This is a genomic window from Comamonas sp. CMM03, from assembly GCF_019218715.1.
GTDB classification, from domain to species: Bacteria; Pseudomonadota; Gammaproteobacteria; order Burkholderiales; family Burkholderiaceae_C; genus Comamonas; species Comamonas terrigena.
Genome location: NZ_JAHUXB010000003.1, coordinates 26,548 through 46,621, shown reverse-complemented (window position 1 = coordinate 46,621; position 20,074 = coordinate 26,548). Strand labels below are relative to the sequence as shown.

At 68.3% G+C, this 20,074-nt stretch carries 18 protein-coding genes; 11 read left to right on the top strand and 7 right to left on the bottom strand.

All coding sequences use genetic code 11. From position 1 onward, the window contains the following. Window positions 1–158: 158 nt before the first annotated feature. From KW830_RS11015 to KW830_RS10975, 9 genes are all read left to right on the top strand, one after another. Window positions 159–953, top strand: coding sequence for a nucleotidyltransferase family protein (locus KW830_RS11015; protein ID WP_066537999.1), 795 nt, complete (start codon window positions 159–161; stop codon window positions 951–953). A gap of 142 nt (window positions 954–1,095) precedes the next feature. After that, window positions 1,096–1,842 carry a sulfite exporter TauE/SafE family protein gene (locus tag KW830_RS11010; RefSeq protein WP_066537994.1) on the top strand — a complete coding sequence of 249 codons (747 nt, stop codon included), beginning with the start codon at window positions 1,096–1,098 and terminating at the stop codon, window positions 1,840–1,842. 162 nt (window positions 1,843–2,004) lie between these two features. Further along, on the top strand, window positions 2,005–3,387 hold the full coding sequence (locus KW830_RS11005) for an aminopeptidase P N-terminal domain-containing protein (RefSeq protein WP_218333202.1): 1,383 nt from the start codon (window positions 2,005–2,007) through the stop codon (window positions 3,385–3,387). 47 nt (window positions 3,388–3,434) lie between these two features. After that, window positions 3,435–4,217 carry a type II CAAX prenyl endopeptidase Rce1 family protein gene (locus KW830_RS11000; protein WP_218333201.1) on the top strand — a complete coding sequence of 261 codons (783 nt, stop codon included), beginning with the start codon at window positions 3,435–3,437 and terminating at the stop codon, window positions 4,215–4,217. A 68-nt stretch (window positions 4,218–4,285) separates the two neighbouring features. Then, window positions 4,286–5,722, top strand: coding sequence for a pyruvate kinase (pyk, locus tag KW830_RS10995; RefSeq protein WP_218333465.1), 1,437 nt, complete (start codon window positions 4,286–4,288; stop codon window positions 5,720–5,722). 208 nt (window positions 5,723–5,930) lie between these two features. Continuing rightward, entirely contained in the window at window positions 5,931–6,995 is a 1,065-nt protein-coding gene (fba, locus tag KW830_RS10990) for a class II fructose-bisphosphate aldolase (RefSeq protein WP_218333200.1), read from the top strand. Between the two features lie 231 nt (window positions 6,996–7,226). After that, complete coding sequence (locus tag KW830_RS10985; protein ID WP_066538383.1) at window positions 7,227–8,930, top strand: long-chain-fatty-acid--CoA ligase; 1,704 nt, start codon at window positions 7,227–7,229, stop codon at window positions 8,928–8,930. Between the two features lie 169 nt (window positions 8,931–9,099). Then, a complete protein-coding gene (locus KW830_RS10980; RefSeq protein ID WP_218333199.1) occupies window positions 9,100–9,906 on the top strand; it encodes an aspartate dehydrogenase in 807 nt (268 codons plus the stop codon). A gap of 149 nt (window positions 9,907–10,055) precedes the next feature. Next, window positions 10,056–10,805, top strand: coding sequence for a 5'-methylthioadenosine/adenosylhomocysteine nucleosidase (locus tag KW830_RS10975; RefSeq protein WP_218333198.1), 750 nt, complete (start codon window positions 10,056–10,058; stop codon window positions 10,803–10,805). A 140-nt stretch (window positions 10,806–10,945) separates the two neighbouring features. Here the strand turns inward: KW830_RS10975 and corA are convergent, their stop codons facing one another. From corA to tsaB, 4 genes are all read right to left on the bottom strand, one after another. After that, the gene (corA, locus tag KW830_RS10970; protein WP_066537970.1) at window positions 10,946–11,932 is read right to left on the bottom strand and encodes a magnesium/cobalt transporter CorA; all 987 of its coding nucleotides are present in this window, start codon (window positions 11,930–11,932) and stop codon (window positions 10,946–10,948) included. Between the two features lie 198 nt (window positions 11,933–12,130). Continuing rightward, window positions 12,131–12,988: a uracil-DNA glycosylase family protein gene (locus KW830_RS10965; protein WP_218333197.1), complete on the bottom strand. Its 858-nt coding sequence runs from the start codon at window positions 12,986–12,988 to the stop codon at window positions 12,131–12,133. Then, complete coding sequence (gene rimI, locus KW830_RS10960) at window positions 12,972–13,451, bottom strand: ribosomal protein S18-alanine N-acetyltransferase (RefSeq protein ID WP_218333196.1); 480 nt, start codon at window positions 13,449–13,451, stop codon at window positions 12,972–12,974. The genes KW830_RS10965 and rimI overlap by 17 nt, the downstream gene beginning before the upstream one ends. After that, window positions 13,448–14,152 (bottom strand): tRNA (adenosine(37)-N6)-threonylcarbamoyltransferase complex dimerization subunit type 1 TsaB, encoded by a 705-nt coding sequence (gene tsaB / locus KW830_RS10955; RefSeq protein ID WP_218333195.1) that lies wholly within the window; start codon window positions 14,150–14,152, stop codon window positions 13,448–13,450. Before tsaB ends, rimI begins: the two co-directional genes overlap by 4 nt. Before the next feature lie 169 nt (window positions 14,153–14,321). On the opposite strand from tsaB, the gene dacB reads away from it, so the two are divergent. Continuing rightward, entirely contained in the window at window positions 14,322–15,836 is a 1,515-nt protein-coding gene (gene dacB, locus KW830_RS10950) for a D-alanyl-D-alanine carboxypeptidase/D-alanyl-D-alanine-endopeptidase (protein ID WP_370626117.1), read from the top strand. A 64-nt stretch (window positions 15,837–15,900) separates the two neighbouring features. Here the strand turns inward: dacB and KW830_RS10945 are convergent, their stop codons facing one another. From KW830_RS10945 to purE, 3 genes are read right to left on the bottom strand one after another with little or no spacing between them, the layout of a single operon-like run. After that, window positions 15,901–16,899 (bottom strand): L-threonylcarbamoyladenylate synthase, encoded by a 999-nt coding sequence (locus KW830_RS10945; RefSeq protein ID WP_218333194.1) that lies wholly within the window; start codon window positions 16,897–16,899, stop codon window positions 15,901–15,903. Window positions 16,900–16,908: 9 nt separating this feature from the next. Beyond that, window positions 16,909–18,081 carry a 5-(carboxyamino)imidazole ribonucleotide synthase gene (locus tag KW830_RS10940; protein ID WP_218333193.1) on the bottom strand — a complete coding sequence of 391 codons (1,173 nt, stop codon included), beginning with the start codon at window positions 18,079–18,081 and terminating at the stop codon, window positions 16,909–16,911. Continuing rightward, the gene (purE, locus tag KW830_RS10935) at window positions 18,078–18,572 is read right to left on the bottom strand and encodes a 5-(carboxyamino)imidazole ribonucleotide mutase (RefSeq protein WP_066537955.1); all 495 of its coding nucleotides are present in this window, start codon (window positions 18,570–18,572) and stop codon (window positions 18,078–18,080) included. The genes KW830_RS10940 and purE overlap by 4 nt, the downstream gene beginning before the upstream one ends. A 481-nt stretch (window positions 18,573–19,053) precedes the next feature. On the opposite strand from purE, the gene trxA reads away from it, so the two are divergent. Beyond that, complete coding sequence (gene trxA / locus KW830_RS10930) at window positions 19,054–20,010, top strand: thioredoxin (RefSeq protein WP_066537950.1); 957 nt, start codon at window positions 19,054–19,056, stop codon at window positions 20,008–20,010. Window positions 20,011–20,074 lie beyond the last annotated feature (64 nt).

Genomic DNA, 20,074 nt, shown 5'->3' with positions numbered 1-20,074 from the left:
ATGTGGCTGCGGCGAGTTTCATACGGGTTACAGAGCCCCCTGTGCAGCGCGGGGGCTGCGCAGTCGGAAATCACGCTTCGGCATGGAAATGTGAGCGCCACAAGCCCTACAGTAGCGGCTGCGGTGCAGGCCTGACACCGCGCAAGACAGGACAGGACATGAGCTCTTTACCGGCAGAACCCCACTCCCGCGCTGCGATGCTGCTGGCCGCAGGCCGTGGCGAGCGCATGCGCCCGCTGACCGACACCACTCCCAAGCCGCTGCTGGCCGTGCGGGGCCGCGCGCTGCTGGACTGGCATGTGGCGGCGCTGCAGCGCGACGGCGTGGACCACATGGTGGTGAACACCGCCTGGCTGGGAACGCAGATTCCCGTGCACCTGAACGCGGCCTGGCCCGCGCTGGCGGCGGCCGGTGGCCTGCGCTATTCGCACGAAGGCGCGGATTTCGGCCATGCGCTGGAAACGGCCGGCGGCATTGCCCGCGCCCTGCCGCAACTGCCGCCCGTGTTCTGGCTGGCGGCGGGCGATGTGTTTGCGCCGGATTTCGTGTTCGATGCTGCGGCACACGACGCGTTTGCTGTCAGCAACGATCTGGCCCATCTCTGGCTGGTGCCCAATCCGGCGCACAACCCGCAAGGCGACTTCGGTCTGGCGGAAAGTGCGCCGGGCAGCGGCACGGGCCGCGCCGTGAACGTGCCGAAAACGCAGGCCAGCGCTGCGCTGGCGGCCTTGCCGCGCTATACCTACAGCACCATCGCATTGCTCAAGGCCGAACTGTTTGGCGCGCCCTGGTGCGACCTTCCCGCAGGCAACCCACAGGGTGGGGCCGCGCCGCTGGCGCCGCTGCTGCGCCGTGCCATGGATGCCGGGCGCGTGGGGGCCAGCGTCTACCGCGGCCTCTGGGTGGATGTGGGCACGCCCGAGCGGCTGGCCCAGCTGAATGCAGCAGCCTGAAAGGCAGAGCTCCTGTCGCTGACGCCGCAAACGTTGGCGTAATAAAAGTGGTGCAATGTGCCGGCCTGGTATCGCAGGCAGCTGCTGTTTTTGTTGAATTCCCCATGGGTGGCCGGGGCAAGCGCCGCCAACGGACAGGCATATGGATGTGGATTGGAGCACCTACGGGTGGTTGATAGCGGTGGTGGTCGTGGCGTCGGCCTGCCAGAACCTCACCGGTTTCGCCTTCGGGCTGATTTTTGTCGGCATGGCCGGTGCCCTGCACCTGATGCCGATTGCCGATGCGGCCAACGTCGCAGGGCTGCTGTCCCTGGTCAACGGCGTGGTGTACCTGCGCAGCCACCCGTTCCAGCCGCGCTGGGACATGCTCAAACCGATTCTGGCCAGCAGCCTGATCGGCGTGGTGGGCGGGCTGGCGCTGCTGCACTGGCTCAGCGGCGATCTGGTGAATGTGCTGCGCATGCTGCTGGGTGTGACCATCATTGCCTGCGCCATCGTGCTGCTGTTGCAGAAAAGCCAGCGCGCCACGCTGTCAGGGCCGGGCTCCATGTGGGTGGCGGGCGGTCTGTCCGGCCTGCTGGGCGGGCTGTTTTCCACCTCCGGGCCGCCCATGGTCTACCACCTGTACCGCCAGCCGCTGCCGGCGGCCCTGGTGCGCCAGTGCCTGCTGGTAATGTTCCTGGCCAACACCGTGCTGCGTCTGGGCATCGTCATTCCTTCGGGCGGATTGCGCTGGTCGTCGCTGTTCACGGCGGCCGTGGCCGTGCCGGTGGTCGCCGGCGTCACCTGGCTGCTGGCCAAATACCCGCCACCGCTGTCCACCCGGGTGCTGCAATGGATGGTCTGCAGCCTGCTGCTGGTGGCCGGGGTGAGCATGCTGCTGGCGTGAGCCCCGGCGGGCTTTCGAGGGCCGCTTCCGGCACCTGCTGATCCCGGCGGGCATCCGTTGTGCGGGTGGCGGGTGGGGGCGGCGCCACAAATTTCGGCCCCTGGCGGCCTCCGGGCGGCCATCTGGCGTGCAGCGGGTCGCGGCAGCGCTACGATAGCTGCCATGACCTCTGTTTACGCCCAACGCCGCGCGCGCCTGGCTGCCCAACTGGGCGCCGGTGGCATTGCCATCATTCCCACTGCGCCGGAGCGGGGGCGCAACCGCGACAACAGCTACCTCTATCGGCACGACAGCTATTTCTACTACCTGACCGGCTTCACCGAACCCCAGGCCACGCTGGTGCTGGCGGCCGACGGCAGCAGCACGCTGTTCTGCCAGCCCAAGGACCTGGAGCGCGAGATCTGGGACGGCTACCGCCTGGGCCCGGAAGCCGCCGTGGCCAGCCTGGGAGTGGATGCCGCCTATCCCGTCACGGAGCTGGGCAGCCGCCTGCCGCGCCTGCTGGAGAACCAGGAGCGCGTCTGGTACCCGTTTGCCACGCACGAGGGCCTGGCCGCCCAGGTGGAAGGCTGGCTCACCGCCGTGCGCGCCCGCTCCCGCTATGGTGCGCTGTGCCCCACGGCGCAGGGCGATGTCTGTGCGTTGCTGGATGACATGCGCCTGGTCAAGGATGCCTATGAGCTGGACGTGATGCGCCGCGCCGGCGTGATCAGCGCTGGCGCCCATGTGCGTGCCATGCAGCGTTCGGCCCGCATGCTGCGTGCCGGCGAGGACTGCCGCGAATACCACCTGGATGCCGAGCTGCTGCACGAATTCCGCCAGAGCGGCGCCCAGGGCGTGGCGTACGACTCCATCGTCGCGGCAGGTGCCAATGCCTGTGTGCTGCACTACCGCGCCGGCAATACGCCGGTGCGTGCCGGCGAGCTGGTGCTGATCGATGCCGGTTGCGAGCTGGACAGCTATGCCAGCGACATCACCCGCACCTTCCCGGCCGATGGCCGCTTCACCGGTCCCCAGCGCGCGCTGTACGAGCTGGTGCTGGAAAGCCAGAAAGCCGCCATTGCCGTGACCCGTGCCGGCCGGCGCTTCAACGATCCGCACGATGCCACCGTGGCCGTGCTGGCCCAGGGCATGCTGGATCTGGGGCTGCTGGACAAGTCCACCTACGGTACGGCCCAGGATGTGATCGATGCGCGCGCTTATTTCCAGTTCTACATGCACCGCACCGGCCACTGGCTGGGCATGGATGTGCACGACTGCGGCAGCTATGTGGAGGCCAGCGAGCTGGGGCAGTCCAGCCAACGCAAGGATCCGCTGTCGGGCGAGACCATCACCAACCGCCCCAGCCGCATCCTGCACCCCGGCATGGTGACCACCATCGAGCCCGGTATCTATGTGCGCCCGGCGCCCGGCGTGCCAGAGCAGTTCCACCACATCGGCATCCGGATCGAAGACGATGCCGTGGTCACCGACGGTGACTGCGAGCTGCTGACGCGCGGCGTGCCGGTCGAGCCCGATGACATCGAAGCGCTGATGCGCGCCTGAGACCGTTCCGTGTTCCCTCCTCCCACCCGCCTGCCCTGCCAGTCGCCATGATGGACCCCGCCTCCGACGACGACGCCCCTGTGTCCCTGCCCGCCGAGGAACTGCGCCAGCCGCTGCGGCTGAGCCTGCTGCTGTGGCTGCTGGGCCTGCCCGGTGTGGTCGGCATGGCCTGGCAGGTGGGCCAGCGCCTGCCCAGCGGCCACCTGCCGGGCTGGGCCCTGCCGGTGATGGGCAGCGTGCAGAGCCTGCTGCTGCTGGCGGCGGCCGTGTTCTTTGGTGCCTGGCTGTCCCCGCGGGTCGGTCTGGGCGCGCCCATGCTGGGATCCCTGGTGCAGCGGCGCGGCCGGCCGGTGACGGCGCTGCAGCAGATGTGGTTGCCCGGCGTGGCCGGCGGCGTGATGGGGGCGGCCTGGATGGTCACGCTGGCCCAGCTCACCCCGGATGCGCTGGCGCCGGGCGACCCGGTGCAGGCCTTGCCGCTGTGGATCAAGCTGCTGTACAGCGGCGTGGCCGAAGAGCTGCTGGTGCGCTGGGGCATGATGAGCGTGATGCTGTTCGGGCTGTGGCGCATGCTGCAGCCGCGCGGCGGTGCGCCCCGCAGCGGGCTGGTGTGGATGGTGATCGCGCTGGCGGCCCTGCTGGGTGCCGCGTCCAATCTGCCGGCGGCCATGGCGCTGATGGGCGGGCTCTCCCCGGAGCTGCTGGCCTATGTGCTGCTGAACCACACCGTCTTCGGCCTGCTGGCGGGTTACATCTACTGGCGCCACGGGCTGGGAGCGGCCATAGTGGCCCATACCCTGGCACTGGCACTGTCCCATGGTCTGACCTGATCCCCCGGGCCCAGGCCCTTTCTCTTTGATAGCTGGAATCCATGAGCATCCCCGTCTCCTACACCCACCTGCAGGTGCGCCGCGCCACCAAGATTGTTGCCACCCTGGGCCCCGCTTCCAGTGAGCCGGAACTGCTGGCCCAGATGATTGCCACCGGCGTCAATGTGGTGCGCCTGAACTTCAGCCACGGCTCGGCCCAGGACCACATCGACCGCGCCACCATGGTGCGCGCTGCCGCCCAGCGTGTGGGCCGGGAAGTGGCCATCATGGCCGACCTGCAGGGCCCCAAGATCCGCGTGGGCAAGTTTGCGGCCGGCAAGGTGATGCTGGAAGCCGGCCAGCCCTTTGTGCTGGACGCGGCGCGCACCGAGCCCGGCGATCTCGGCGGCGTGGGCCTGGACTACAAGGAGCTGCCGCGCGATGTGAAGTCGGGCGATGTGCTGCTGCTCAACGACGGGCTGATCGTGCTGACCGTGGACCGCGTGCTGGGCGATGCGGTCTACACCACGGTCACCATCGGTGGCGAGCTGTCCAACAACAAGGGCATCAACAAGCAGGGCGGCGGGCTGACGGCCCCTGCGCTGACGGCCAAGGACATGGAGGACATCAAGACCGCCATGGGCCTGGGCGCGGACTATGTGGCGGTGAGCTTTCCCAAGAACGCCACCGACATGGAAATGGCGCGCCAGCTGTGCAGCGTGGCGGCGGCAGGCAGCGGCCACCGCCCCGGGCTGATCGCCAAGATCGAGCGCGCCGAAGCCATTCCCCAGCTGGAGGCCATCCTGCGCGTGTCCGACGGCATCATGGTGGCGCGTGGCGATCTGGCCGTGGAAGTGGGCAATGCCGCCGTGCCGGCGCTGCAGAAGAAAATGATTCGCATGGCGCGCGAGATGGACAAGGTGGTGATCACGGCAACCCAGATGATGGAGAGCATGATCACCAACCCGGTGCCCACGCGCGCCGAGGTCAGCGATGTGGCCAACGCCGTGCTGGACGGCACCGATGCGGTGATGCTCAGCGCCGAGACCGCTGCCGGCAAGTATCCGCTGGAGACCGTGCGGGCCATGGCCGAGATCTGTGCCGCCGCCGAGGCCGCCGAGGAGCCGCGCAAGGATTCGGACTTCATGGACCGCCAGTTCCGCCGCATCGACCAGGCGATCGCCATCGGCGCGTTGTTCACCGCCCACCACCTGGGCGCCAAGGCCATCGTGGCGATGACGGAAAGCGGCTCCACCGCGCTGTGGATGAGCCGCCACCGCATCCACATTCCCATCTACGCCCTCACCCCCAAGGTGGCCACGCAGCGCAAGATGGCGCTGTTCCGCAATGTGCGCCCGCTGCTGATGGATACCAGCGCCGACCGGGACACCGCACTGGAGCAGGCGGAAAACCATTTGCGCATGCGCAACATCGTGCAAAGCGGGGATGTCTACGCCATCACCTGCGGCGAGCCCATGGGCCAGCCCGGCGGCAGCAATATGCTGAAGATCTGCCAGGTGGAGTGAGTCGGGGCGCAGGCGCCGGGCGGTCCGGCTGCGGGCCGCGCTCCGGGTCTGGAGGCGGCACCGTCCGACAGGGAGACCCCGCGCGGCCTTTCCCCTGCCGGTGCCACTGTGCGGGCAAATCGTTAAAATCGGCCGGTTACCACGTGGTTACGGCCACGTTTCCTTGCGGCCACCGTGCCCTTGATCCACTTTTAACGGAACCACGACCATGCCTTTGATCTCGATGCGCGAAATGCTCGACCATGCCGCTGAAAACGGCTATGGCATCCCCGCCTTCAACGTGAACAACCTGGAACAGGTCCAGGCCGTGATGTCGGCGGCTGACGAAGTCGGCGCGCCCGTGATCCTGCAAGCCAGCGCTGGCGCCCGCAAGTACGCCGGTGAGCCCTTCATCAAGCACCTGATCCAGGCCGCTGCCGAGCAGTACCCCCACATTCCCCTGGTGATGCACCAGGACCACGGCACCACCCCCGAAATCTGCCATGGCGCGCTGAACCTGGGCTTCGGCTCGGTGATGATGGACGGCTCGCTGATGAGCGACGGCAAGACACCCTCGTCCTTCGACTACAACGTTGACGTGACCCAGAAGGTGGTGGCCATGGCCCACCAGATCGGCGCCACCGTGGAAGGCGAGCTGGGCTGCCTGGGCAACCTGGAAACCGGCGACGCCGGTGAGGAAGACGGCATCGGCGCCGTCGGCAAGCTGGACCACAGCCAGATGCTGACCGACCCCGAGGAAGCAGCCGTGTTCGTGAAGGCCACCCAGCTGGATGCGCTGGCGATCGCCATCGGCACCAGCCACGGCGCCTACAAGTTCAGCCGCAAGCCCACAGGCGACATCCTGGCCATCAGCCGCGTCAAGGAAATCCACGCCCGCATCCCCAACACCCATCTGGTGATGCACGGCTCGTCGTCGGTGCCCCAGGAACTGCTGGCCATCATCAACCAGTACGGCGGCAAGATGAAGGAAACCTACGGCGTGCCCGTCGAGGAAATCCAGGAAGCCATCAAGTACGGCGTGCGCAAGATCAACATCGACACCGACATCCGTCTGGCCATGACCGGCGCGGTGCGCAAGTTCCTGGCCGAGAACCCCGACAAGTTCGATGCCCGCGAATGGCTCAAGCCGGCCCGCGAAGCCGCCAAGCAGGTCTGCAAGGCCCGTTACATCGAGTTCGGCTGCGAAGGCCAAGGCGCCAAGATCAAGGGCTACAGCCTGGAACAGATGGCCAAGAAGTACGCCGCAGGCGATCTGGCCCAGCTGGTCAAGTAAACCGGCCCTGGTGATGGCTGCCGGCGCTACAGGCTGTAGCGCGGCAAGTCCGGCACCCACCCACCCGCAGTGCGCAAGCCTGCGGGTTTTTTTGTGCCTGCAGCGGGAGCTGCCGGCGACGGCGTGCAGCGCCTAGGGTTGCACCCTAGGGTAACCACAAGTACCGAACGGCCGTGCTTTTTATCAGAATGGGGGATCGCGTTAGAACAATACAGAGTGGAGACCCCGGGCATGACGACAGAGCGTCCATGGCTGGCAGCCTATCCCGAAGGCGTGCCAACAGATATCGACCCTTCGCGCTACACCTCGCTGGTGGCGCTGATGGAACAGGCCTTCAAGGCCTATGCCGATCGCACGGCCTACACCTATATGGGCAAGAACATTCCGTTCGGCCATGTGGACCGGCAAAGCCAGGCGTTTGCCGCCTACCTGCAGTCGCTGGGCCTGGAAAAGGGCGACCGCGTGGCCATCATGATGCCCAATGTGCCGCAGTACCCGGTGGCCGTGGCCGCCATTTTGCGCGCTGGCTATGTGGTGGTGAACGTCAACCCGCTCTACACCGCCCGCGAGCTGGAGCACCAGCTCAAGGACTCCGGCGCCAAGGCCATCGTCATCATCGAAAACTTCGCCCACACGCTGCAGCAGTGCATCGCCCAGACGCCGGTGCAACATGTGGTGCTGTGCAGCATGGGCGATGAGCTGGGCCTCAAGGGCTTGCTGGTCAACTATGTGGTGCGCAAGGTCAAGAAGCTGGTGCCCCCGTTCCAGCTGCCCGGCGCCGTGGGCTACAAGACCGCCGTGGCCCAGGGCCGCAGCCGCCGCTTTGTGCCGGTGGCGGTGGGGTCCGAGGACATTGCCGTGCTGCAGTACACCGGCGGCACCACCGGCGTCAGCAAGGGTGCGGTGCTGCTGCATCGCAACATCATCGCCAATACGCTGCAGTGCGAAGCCTGGTTCAACCCGGTGCTGCAGGACATCCGCAAGACGGGCGAGCAGGTCACCAGCATCTGCGCGCTGCCGCTCTACCATATCTTCGCGTTCACGGTGAACATGATGCTGGCCATGCACACCGGCGGGCGCAACATCCTGATCGCCAATCCGCGCGATCTGAAAGCGGTGTTCAAGGACCTGCAGGGCGAGGTCTTCCACAACTTCCCGGCGGTGAACACCTTGTTCAACGGGCTGGCCCACCACCCGGACTTCAACAGCGTGGACTGGAGCCACCTGAAGGTCTCGGTGGGTGGCGGCATGGCCGTGCAGGGCGCCGTGGCCAAGCTGTGGCTGGAAAAGACCGGCTGCCCCATCGTCGAGGGCTATGGCCTGTCGGAAACCAGCCCCGTGGTCAGCTGCAACCCGGTCACGGCCAAGGAGTTCACCGGCAGCATCGGCGTGCCCAAGCCCAGCACCTATGTGAAGCTGGTGGACGAAGGCGGCCAGACCGTCACCGAGCTGGGCAAGACCGGCGAGATCGCCGTCAAGGGCCCGCAGGTCATGGCCGGCTACTGGCAGCGCCCGGATGAAACCGCCAAGGTCACCACGGCCGATGGCTATTTCCTGACCGGTGACATCGGTGTGATGGACGCACGCGGCTACTTCAAGATCGTGGACCGCAAAAAGGACATGGTGCTGGTCAGCGGCTTCAACGTCTATCCCAACGAGGTGGAAGATGTGGTGGCCACCTGCCCCGGCGTGCTGGAGTGCGCGGTGGTGGGCGTGCCCGATGCCAGCTCCGGCGAAGCCGTGAAGCTGGTGGTGGTGCGCAAGGACGACAGCCTGACCGAGGCCCGGCTGCGCGAGTTCTGCAAGGAGAACCTGACCGGCTACAAGCGCCCCAAGGTGATCGAGTTCCGCACCGAGCTGCCCAAGACCCCGGTGGGCAAGATCCTGCGCCGCGAGCTGCGCGACAGCACGCCGGCGGCTGCCGTCGCGGCCTGACGGCCATCTGCCCGCACCACGCGGGCGGTCACACCACCCGGGGAGCGTTCGCGCTCCCTTTTTTCATGGCGCTGGCGGTCAGGTGCTGTCCCATCGCGTACGCTTGAGCGCCATGCAGACCTCCACACCCCTTGCTGCTGCACCCCGGCAGCCTCCCCCTCCGTCTTTCATGCGCATTGCCCTGGTGGGCTGCGGCGCCATCGGCAGTGAAGTGCTGCAGCGCCTGCCGCAGCTGTCCGGCTTGCAGGGCCTGCGGGTGGACTGGGTGCTGGCCCGCCAGCCACGTCCTGACGTAGCGGCCTGGCTGGCGCAGCATGTGCCCGGCGCACAGCTGCTGCAGGCGCTGCCGGAGGATGCCCGGCCCGATCTGCTGGTGGAGTGTGCCGGCCACAGCGCCATTGCCACCCATGTGCTGCCCGCGCTGCGGCGCGGCATTCCCTGTCTGGTGGTGTCGGTCGGCGCGCTGGCGGCACCCGGTCTGGTGGAGGAACTGGCCGATGCAGCCCGGCAGGGGGGTACACGTGTGCAGCTGCTGCCTGGGTCCATCGGTGCCATCGACGCACTGGCCGCGGCCCGCGAAGGGGGGCTGGCGCAGGTGACCTACACCGGCACCAAACCGGCAGCGGCCTGGAAGGGCACGCCGGCCGAGACGGTGTGCGATCTGGCGGCGCTGACGGCACCGTTCTGTTTTTTCCAGGGCAGCGCGCGCGAGGCCGCGCAGCAGTACCCGCGCAATGCCAATGTGGCCGCCACCGTGGCCCTGGCCGGCTTGGGGCTGGACGCCACCGAGGTCCGGCTGGTGGCCGATCCGCAGTGCAGCGAGAACCGGCACCAGATTGCCGCCCAGGGGGCGTTCGGGCGGCTTTCGCTGGAACTGGCGGGCCAGCCGCTGGCGGCCAATCCCAAGACCTCGGCGCTGACGGTGTTCAGCGTGCTGCGGGCTTTGCGCAACGCCGTGGCACCACTGGCGATCTGAAACCAGCCGCCCGGCAGCCGCGCCCCCGCTGGGCGAGAATGGCGGGCTGTGCCGCGCCGGGGTTCTGCCGGTGCGCCGCGCCCGAAACTCCGGCGGCGCCTGCGCCCCTGCTGCGCAGGCGCCGCCGACTTGACCTGTGAAGAACTGCCATGTCCCTTGCCATCCTCAGCGCCCTGCCCGAAGAACAATATGGTCTGCAGCACCTGCTGACGGATGCCCGGACCGTGCGCCGCGCCGGACGGGATTTCACCCTGGGCCGGTTGCACGGCCGCAGCGTGGTGCTGGGGCTGACCGGCATCGGCAAGGTGGCCGCAGCCACCACGGCCACGGCCGTGATGGAAGGCTTTGGCGCCCAGCAGCTGCTGTTCACCGGCGTGGCCGGTGGGGTGGGGGCGGGCGTGCAGGTGGGCGATGTGGTGGTGGCCCAGCAGTTTCTGCAGCACGACATGGACGTGCGCCCGCTGTTCCCCCGCTGGCAGGTGCCCGGCTATGCGGCCCCCACGCTGGCCTGTGATGCGGTGCTGAGCGCCGGTTTGCTGGCGGCCGCACAGGCCTGTGTGGCGCAGGCAGCGGCATGGAACGAGCCCTTGCTGGCCGGCAACGTGCCGCGCGCCCATGCGGGGCTGGTGGCCAGCGGTGACCAGTTCATCGTCTCGGCTGCGGTCTCCGGCCAGATCACGGCCGATCTGCAGGCCGCCGGCCATGTCCCCCTGGCGGTGGAGATGGAAGGTGCGGCCATTGCCCAGGTCTGCGCCGACTATGGCGTGCCGTTTGCCGCCGTCCGCACGATCTCCGACCGTGCGGACGACAGCGCCCATGTGGACTTCCCCGCCTTTGTGCAGGCCGTGGCCAGCCGCTACGCGCTGCAGATCGTGCAGCACTGGGTGCAGCTGGGGTGATGCGCCGTGCGCCGCGGGAGCGGTGCTGGCACCGCGAATCCCGGTGCGGGTGCGCGGATCACACGCCGTGCCGCGCCGCACGCTGGGCGTGCCCTCCCATGAGGGAGGGGCAGGGCGCCACAGGTGGTGCCAGGGGCGCTTTACTTGAGCCAGCCGCGCTTGCGGAAGTACAGCATGGGCCCGACGGCGCTGAGGATCATCAGCCCCACCACATAGCCATAGCCGAACTCCCACTCCAGCTCGGGCATGAACTTGAAGTTCATGCCGTACACGCTGGCAATCAGCGTGGGAGGCAGCAGGGCCACGCTGGCCACCGAGAAGATCTTGATGATCTTGTTCTGGTTGATGTTCAGGAAACCGACCGTGGCGTCCATCAGGAAGTTGATCTTGTCGAACAGGAAGGCGGTGTGGCTGTCCAGCGATTCAATGTCGCGCAGGATCTGGCGCGCGTCTTCGAACTGCTCGGCATTGAGCATCTTGGAGCGCATCATGAAGCTCACCGCACGGCGCGTGTCCAGCATGTTGCGGCGGATGCGGCCGTTCAGGTCTTCCTGGCGGGCAATGTCGGACAGCACGCCCTGGGCGTGGTCGTCGGTCATATTGCCTTCCAGCACCTGGGCGCTGACCTGCTTGAGGTCGTCGTAAATGCCTTCCAGCGTGTCGGCGGAGTATTCGGCATCGGCATCGAAGAGCTTGAGCAGCACTTCCTTGGCCTCTTCGATCAGCCCCGGCGCGCGGCGCGCGCGCAGGCGCAGCAGGCGGAAGACGGGGATGTCTTCCTCATGGATGGAGAACAGCACGCCGCAGCTGTTGAGCTCGGTGTTGTGCTGGTTCAGGATGAAGGCCACGCGCACGCTGCGTGGGTCATCCTCGTCGTCCACCAGAAAGTCGCTGCGGATGTGCAGTTCGCCGTTGTCTTCTTCGTAGAAGCGGGCGGATTCTTCGATGTCTTCGTCGGTTGCGTCTTCGGGGATTGACAGGCCGTAGTGCTGCTTGACCCAGCGCTTTTCATCGACCGTGGGCGACTCCAGGTCCACCCAGATCGGCTGGAACTGCGTGAGTTCTTCCAGCGATTCGATTTCGACTTGAACCAGCCGTCCATTGGACAGCGTAAAGATGTTGAGCATGATGGCTCACTCCCATGGCTTGTTCTTGCAGTGTGCGGTGCGGGGTGCGCTTCCGGCTCCACGGCACTGGCCAGGGAGGCGGAAGCTACCAACTCGGGTAGGTTTCCACGGAGATATCTCCTCAATGTGACAAGCCGGCGATTATGCCTCTGGCACCGCTTTTGTGCAGTGCGACGGACATCGCCGGATGGGCAGTTTTCAGTGCGCGGGCGGTTGCAGCGCGTGGGCGCGGCACAGGTCGGCCCAGGCCCCGGGTTTGGCGTGCGGGGCGCGCAGCAGGTAGGCGGGGTCGTAGCTGACCACGGCGGGTACGCCGTGCAGCTGGTGCAGTTCGGCACGCAGCGGGCCCAGGGCTTCGCTGCGCTGCAGCACGGCGCGGGCCGCATGCAGGCCCAGCACCAGTACGCGCGCCGGGCGGTGGGTGGCAAGTGCTGCCTGCAGCGCCGGGGCCAGCGGCTCCAGCCCGGGGTGGCCGGCGGCGCTGCCCGGCGCCTGGCGCGTCAGGGGCGCAATGCGCACCTGGGGGTGCTGCTGCAGGCGCAGTGCGCGCAGCATGTTGTTCAGCAGTGCGCCGGCATCGCCGGCCCAGGGGTCGGCTGGATCGGCACATTCGACCAGCACCAGCCAGCCGGCGTCGGGCGCATCGGGGGCGGCCGATTCGGCATAGGCATGCACCAGCCGGGCCATGAACCAGGGTGCACTGGCCGCAGACGGGGCGCGGTAGACCGGCGTGGCATGGGCGGGTGCTGCGTCGGCTGATGCCGCCTGCGGTGCAGTGGGGGCCGCATCCATCGCGGGCGGGATCGGTGCGGCGCGCTCGGGCTGCGGATCGGGCGCAGTGGCCGTTGCCGTTGCGATGACTGCGGTGGGCGGCTGCGGAGCTGCCTCCGCCGCAGGGGCCGCTGGCGTCGCTACGGCAGCCGGGAGGGCAGAGGCTTCGGCTGGGGCTGCTGCTGCGACCGCAGGCACGGCGGCCGGCGGCGCACTGGGGCCCCAGAAGGTGATGCCCATGTCTTGCAACATGGCGCGCTGGCGGGCGTCAAGGTTCAGGGCCATAGAGGGGCATGCTCATGATGATGGCGGTCTCGCGCTCGCCGTGGTGCACGGGATAGTAACGCTTGCGCTCGCCCACCTGGCGGTAGCCATGGCGTTCGTAGATGGCGCGGGCGCGGGCGTTGCTGGCGCGCACCTCCAGCCAGAGCCATTTGGCGCTTTGCAGGCGGGACCAGTGGTCCAGTGTCTCCAGCAGCAGCCGGGCGCAGCCCTGGCCCTGGGCGTCGGGGGCGACGGCGATGTTCAGCAGATGCACCTCGTCGAGCACCTGCATGGCCACGTAATAGCCCAGCAGCCGATCGCCCTGTACCAGCATCTGGGCCTGGTAGCCCGAGGCCAGTGCGTCGCGGAAGTTGCCCGGCGTCCAGGGGTGGGTGTAGGCCGCTGCCTCCACGGCCACGACGCGGTCCAGCCATTCAGGCTGGAGCGGGATCAGCAGCGGTGCGGGAGACAGCGTGGAGCTCATGCAGCAGGCGCGGAGGGCTGGGCGGCGGCCAGCTTTTCGGCTTCGCGTTCGGCCGTGGTTTTGGCCACTTTATCGCGGATATAGCGCGGCAGCGCATCGATGGCATCCACCAGCCCGCCGTCGGCCATGCACTGGGGGGCCAGGCGCAGCAGGGCGGCGGCCGTGGGCAGGGCGTGCAGATGGGGGGCGCCGGGTGCCAGCTGTTCGGGGTAGGCGGCGTGGGCATTGCCCACCACCGGCAGGCCCGCAGGCACGGACAGCGCCTCGGGCGCGCACAGGCCCAGTTCCCGGGTTTCGCTCCAGCGGCCGTCGGCGTAGTGGTAGCCGGCGTGGTAGACCTCGTGCATGCGCGCGTCCAGCACGGCCAGCAGGTCGGTGCAGCCGTGCTGCAGGCGTGCCTCTTCGGCCATGGCCAGCAGGGTGTCGATGGGCAGCAGCCGCAGCCCGGCCCCCAGGGCCAGGCCCTGGGCGATGGCGCAGGAGGTGCGCAGGCCGGTGAACGAGCCAGGACCGCGGCCGAAGGCAATGGCGTCCAGCTCGTCATAGCGCAGGCCCAGGGCCTGCATGCCTTGCTGGACGGCGGGAATCAGCGTGGACGACGACTGTGCGCCACCCGCACCCTGGTGCTGCCAGATGCGCTCGCCATGCTGGATGGCGATGGACAGCTGGTCCGTGCTGGTATCAAAGGCAAGCAGTTTCATGGAGGGGCGACTTTCGAGGGGGCGGTCTGCCACACAACAAACAAGGGCAGTGCCGCCAGGGCAACCATGGATTATCGGGCGCGCGCGCTTTCCCAGGGGCAGGCATGGCCTTGGCACCTGCCGTCCCCGGTGCTGTCCGGGTCGGTGCGCAGGCACTAGACTGCGGGCCATGCGAATTTCTGACCCTGGGCGCGGTGTCCGCGCCATGTGCCGGCTGACCGCCGCCGGTGCGCTGGCCGTCCTGCCGGTGCTGGCCGTGGCACAGGCGGCGCCGGCCTCCCCGGTGGCCGCACCGCCGGCCACTTCTGCCCGCGTCATGGCCCTGCCGGTCGTGGTCGAAGCGGCGCTGCAGCGCGCCAAGATCCCGCGCGAGGCGGTGTCCTTCTATGTGGCCGAGGCCGAAGGCCGCAGCAGCCCGCGCCTGGTCTGGCGCGAGCGCGAAGCCATGAACCCGGCGTCCGTGATGAAGCTGGTCACCACCTATGCGGCACTGGACATGCTGGGGCCGGCCTATGTCTGGCGCACCCCGGTCTATCTGGACGGCAGCATCAGCAACGGCAGCCTGCAGGGCCATCTCTACCTGCAGGGCCGGGGCGACCCCAAGCTGGTGATGGAGCGGCTGTGGCTGCTGCTGCGCCGCCTGCAGGGCATGGGGGTGAAGACGATTGCGGGGGACATCGTTCTGGACCGCAGCGCCTTTGCCCTGCCGGCCCACGATGCGGCCGCCTTCGACGGCGAACCGTTCCGGCCCTACAACGTGGCGCCCGATGCGCTGCTGCTGAACTACAAATCCGCTGTGATGACGCTGGTGCCCGATGCCCGGGCTGGTGTGGCCCGCGTGCAGTGGGAGCCGCCGCTGGCGGGCGTGCAGCAGCAGGCCACGGTGCCGCTGGCGCCGGCGGGCACCGACTGCGGGGATTGGCGCAGCGCGCTGCAAGGCGACTGGGCCGATCCGGTGCGCATGGGCTTTGCGGGCCAGTACCCGGCCAGTTGCGGCGACAAGGTGTGGTCCATTGCCCCGGCCGATCCGCAGCAGTTTGCGGCCCGGGCGGTGGAAGGCATGTGGCGCGAGTTGGGCGGCAAGCTCGGCGGCGTGGTGCGCGAAGGCCGTGTGCCCGCCGGTCTCAGCCCGGCCTTTGTGGCCGAATCGCCCGCGCTGGGCGAGGTGGTGCGCGACATCAACAAATACAGCAACAACGTGATGACTCAGCAGGTGTTCCTGACGCTGGGGCTGGAGCAGGCCGGCGTGGGCAGCATGCAGACCGCCAACGAGGCCGTGGCCCGCTGGTGGAGCAGCCGCTGGGGTGTGGCCGAGCGGCCGGTGGTGGACAACGGTGCCGGCCTGAGCCGGGAGTCGCGCATCAGCGCCCACGCGCTGGGCCGCATGCTGCAGAGTGCCTGGCTGTCGCCGGTGATGCCGGAGTTCGTGGCCTCGCTGCCCATTGCCGGCGTGGACGGGACGCTGCGCCGCAGCAAGGCCCAGGCCTCCGCCCACCTGAAGACCGGTTCGCTGCGCGACAGCAATGCGCTGGCCGGCTATGTGGATGGGGTCAGCGGCAAGCGCTATGTGCTGGTGGCCTTCGTCAACCACGCCAATGCCGGTGCCGCCCGCCCGGCGCTGGACGCGCTGGTGGACTGGGTGGCACGGGACAGTGGCGCCGTCACGGCGGCCGCGCCGCGCTGACACCCGAGGCAGGCAGGACGGCTGACACCGGCACCGGGCCGCCCAGGACCCGGGATGCGGTGGATCAGCCAGCTGCGGCCGCGCGCTGCAGCCGGTCGCGCACGCCTTCCCAGTCGGCGCTGTCGGGTGGGGTTTCGATCCAGATGAACTGGGCCCCCAGTGCGTCAAAGTCACGCAGCGTGCCGAACAGCTCCTGGGCAGCGGCCAGCGCCTGCCGGGGCATGGCGTGCAGCGTGACGCCGGGTGCCGGCGAATGCAGCGCGCTGCGGTGGTAGACGCAGAGCTGGCGTGCCTCCGGCCCCAGGGCATTCAGGGCCTGCTGCAGCGCAGCTGCATCCATCAGTCGCACCTTGGCATTGGGGGCGTAATGGGCCAGCAGCGTGCCTGAGGCGCGCGGGGTGTCCGCCGTCAGCTCCTCTTTCGAGAGTGGGCGCTGCCCGCAGGCGCGCTCGATATCGTCGCGGGTGATGGCGCCGGGGCGCAGCAGCACGGGCACGCCGCGCGTGCAGTCCACGATGGTTGACTCGATGCCGACTTCGCAGGCGCCGCCATCGAGCACCAGCAGCGCATCCCCGAATTCGGCGGCGACATGGTCGGCCGTGGTGGGGCTGACGCGGCCGAACTTGTTGGCGCTGGGGGCGGAAACGCCCCAGACCGGCGGGCTCAGCTGCTGGCAGGCCGCCAGCACGGCATGGGCCACGGGGTGCGACGGGCAGCGCAGGCCCACGCTGTCCTGTCCGCCGGTCGAGGCCTTGGCGGCGCCCGGCAGGCGCGGCAGGATCAGGGTGAGCGGGCCGGGCCAGAACGCGTCGATCAGTTGCTGTGCAAAGACCGGCACTTCCTTTGCATAGCGGGTGATGGCCGCGCTGTCTGCCACATGCACGATCAGCGGATGGTTGGCCGGACGGCCCTTGGCGGTGAAGATCTGGGCCACGGCGGCGTCGTTGTCGCTGTCGGCGGCTAGACCATAGACCGTCTCGGTGGGCAGGCCCAGCAGTTCACCGCGTTGCAGTGCCGCAGCCGCAGCCTGGACCGAGGCGTCCAGCGTTCCATCCAGAATCACGTGTGTTCCTTAAAAAGGCGCAATGCCGAGGATGGCGGCCGCCTGCAGCGCGGTGTCACGCGCCTGGTCGGGCGTGGCCGCGGTGATGTTCAGGTGGCCCATCTTGCGGGCGCGCTTGGCATCGACCTTGCCGTACAGGTGCAGATGGGTGCCGGGCAGTGCCAGCACCTGGCCCCAGGCGGGGGACCGGGCGGTGTCGCCCTGCGTGAACCACAGATCGCCCAGCAGGTTCAGCATCACGGTGGCGCTGTGCTGGCGCGGCTGCACCAGGGGCAGGTTGGTCATGCAGCGCACCTGCAGCTCGAACTGCGACACATCCATGGCGTTCTGGCTGTAGTGGCCGCTGTTGTGCGGGCGCGGTGCGATCTCGTTGACCACGAGCTGGCCGTTGTCCAGCACAAAGAATTCCACGCAGAGCACGCCCACGTAGTCGAGACCGATGGCCACCGACTTGGCCGCTGCGATCGCCTGCTCTGCCTGCGCGGCGGGCAGGTTGCCGGCATACACCTCGGTCACGGCCAGAATGCCGTCGCGGTGCAGATTGCGCTGCACCGGCAGGTTGACGATGTCGCCATTGCGGCCGCGCGCGACGATGACCGAGCATTCGTGCGCCAGCGGCAGCATTTTTTCCAGCACGCAGGCCACCTGGCCCAGCTCGTCCCAGCCGGCGGCCAGTTCGGCCCGGGTCTTGACCCGGATCTGGCCCTTGCCGTCGTAGCCCATGCGGGCCGTCTTCAGGATGCCGGGCAGCAGCGCGTCGTTGACGGCCGCCAGCTGGGCGGCCGTTTCGATCACGGCATAGGGGGCGCAGGGCACGCCGCACTTCACGAAGTGGGCTTTTTCGGCCGCGCGGTCCTGGGCAATCGCGACCGAGGCGCCGGCCGGCGAGACGGGCAGGCTTTCGGCCAGCCGGTTCAGGGCCGCTGCGGGCACGTTCTCGAATTCGGTGGTCACGGCCGCGCACAGCGTGGCCAGCTCGGCCAGGCCCTGTGCGTCCTCGTAACCGGTGCGCACATGGTGGTGGCTGACCCGGCCGGCAGGGCTGGTGGCATCCGGGTCCAGCACGGCGGTGAAATAGCCCATGGCCTGGGCCGCGTGGGCAAACATGCGGCCCAACTGGCCGCCGCCCAGCACGCCCAGCGTGGCGCCGGGCAGGATCACGTGCGTGTCGCTGGCGCTCATGCGTTCACCGGCAGGGTCATGTTGCGGGCCGCTTCGGTCTGCTCGGCGCGGAAGGCGTCGAGCTGCTTGCGCAGTGCCGCATCCTCGTTGGCCAGCAGCGCCACGGCGAACAGGGCCGCGTTGGCAGCGCCGGCGTTGCCGATGGCAAAGGTAGCCACGGGCACGCCCTTGGGCATCTGGACGATGGAGTGCAGCGAATCCACGCCTTGCAGGTGGCGGCTGGCCACGGGCACGCCCAGCACGGGCACCGTGGTCTTGGCGGCAATCATGCCGGGCAGGTGGGCTGCGCCGCCGGCACCGGCGATGATGGCCTTGAGGCCGCGGTCGGCAGCGGCTTCGGCGAAGCGGAACATGTCGTCCGGCATGCGGTGGGCCGAGACGACCTGCGCTTCAAACGCGATACCGAATTGCTGGAGGATGGCAACTGCGTGTTGCATGGTGTCCCAGTCGCTGCTGGAACCCATGACCACGCCAACTTGGATGGGGTTCATGTTCTTCGGGGCACTGCCGCCCGGCCTAGTGGAACCCCTGATTTTACGGTTTCGCCATAGCTGTGGCCCTGCACGGGGCATAGCCGGGCGTAGGGACGGTCCCCGCCGGCCGCGTGTGCACCGCCTGGGTCACCGCGTCCGGCACGGGGCGTGGTGTCTGGCGCGGAGCACGGTGCTCTGAAAAGCGGAGCTATCGGTGCCCGGCGTGGCAAGCGCGAACGGGTGGCGGCGCACACTGCACCCCTTGAAGAAGGCCGCAACCGCTCCCATGTGTGCAGTTGCCGTGCAGCGGTGCACTGCTTGGGCGGCAGGCCTTCGCAGGCGTGTGCCGCGTTTGCGGAGAGAATCGCTGCATGGTGTGCTGCGCGCTGTGCAGGCGGTGCGCACCGCAGCCGGAGACCCCGTGGCCTGCCTTGCAGGCCGCACCCGTAGAGACACACCGTACGCACGCCGTACCCCGCATTCGGACATTGGGAACCACATGATTGACGTCACCATTGAAAATTTTGAAACCGAGGTGGTCGCCGCCTCCATGCAGACGCCGGTGCTGGTGGATTTCTGGGCCACCTGGTGCGGCCCATGCAAGACGCTGGTGCCCACGCTGGAGAAGCTGGAGGTGGAATACGCCGGCCGCTTCACCCTGGCCAAGGTGGATGTGGACGCCAACCAGCAGATCGCCGGCATGTTCGGCATCCGCAGCGTGCCGACCTGCATCCTGATGATCGGCGGTCGCCCGGTGGACGGCTTCATGGGGGCACAGACCGAAGGCCAGGTGCGCGATTTCCTGGACAAGCACCTGCCCAGCGAGGGCGAGCTGCAGGCCGAGGCCGAGGTGGACGAGGCCCAGCAGATGCTGGAAGCCGGAGACACGCAGGCCGCGCTGGGCAAGCTGGCCGATGCCCTGGCCGCCGACCCCACCAACGACGATGCCCGTTTTGACTATGTGCGCCTGCTGATCGCCACCGGTGGCTATGAAGAGGCCGCCAGCCTGATGATGGAGCCGCTCAAGCGCATTCCCCAGGTCCTGCGCTTCGAAGCGCTGAACCAGTGGCTGCAGTGCATGGTGTTTGTGCAGCAGGACGAGCGCGGCAACTGGCCGGTGGAGCAGTTCGACGCCGCCATTGCCCAGAACAAGCGTGACTTTGACACCCGATTTGCCAAGGCCCGCATCCTGGCCGCCGAAGGCCAGTGGACGGCGTCCATGGACGAGCTGCTGGAAATCATCATGCGCGACAAGGACTGGAACGGCCAGGCCGCGCGCAAGCTGTACGTGGGCATTCTGGAGCTGCTGACTCCGCCCAAGCCCAAGAAACAGGACGCCGTGCCCGGCAAGACCGCCGGCGGCATCGAGCTGGTGGGCAAGGGCGGCGCGGAGCAGGACGAGGCCACGGCCCTGGTCAACAGCTACCGCCGCCGTCTGAGCATGGCGCTGAACTGACGTTTGTGGGCCCTGGCCCTGTGCAAAAGGCCACCTTCGGGTGGCCTTTTTGTTGGGTACGCGG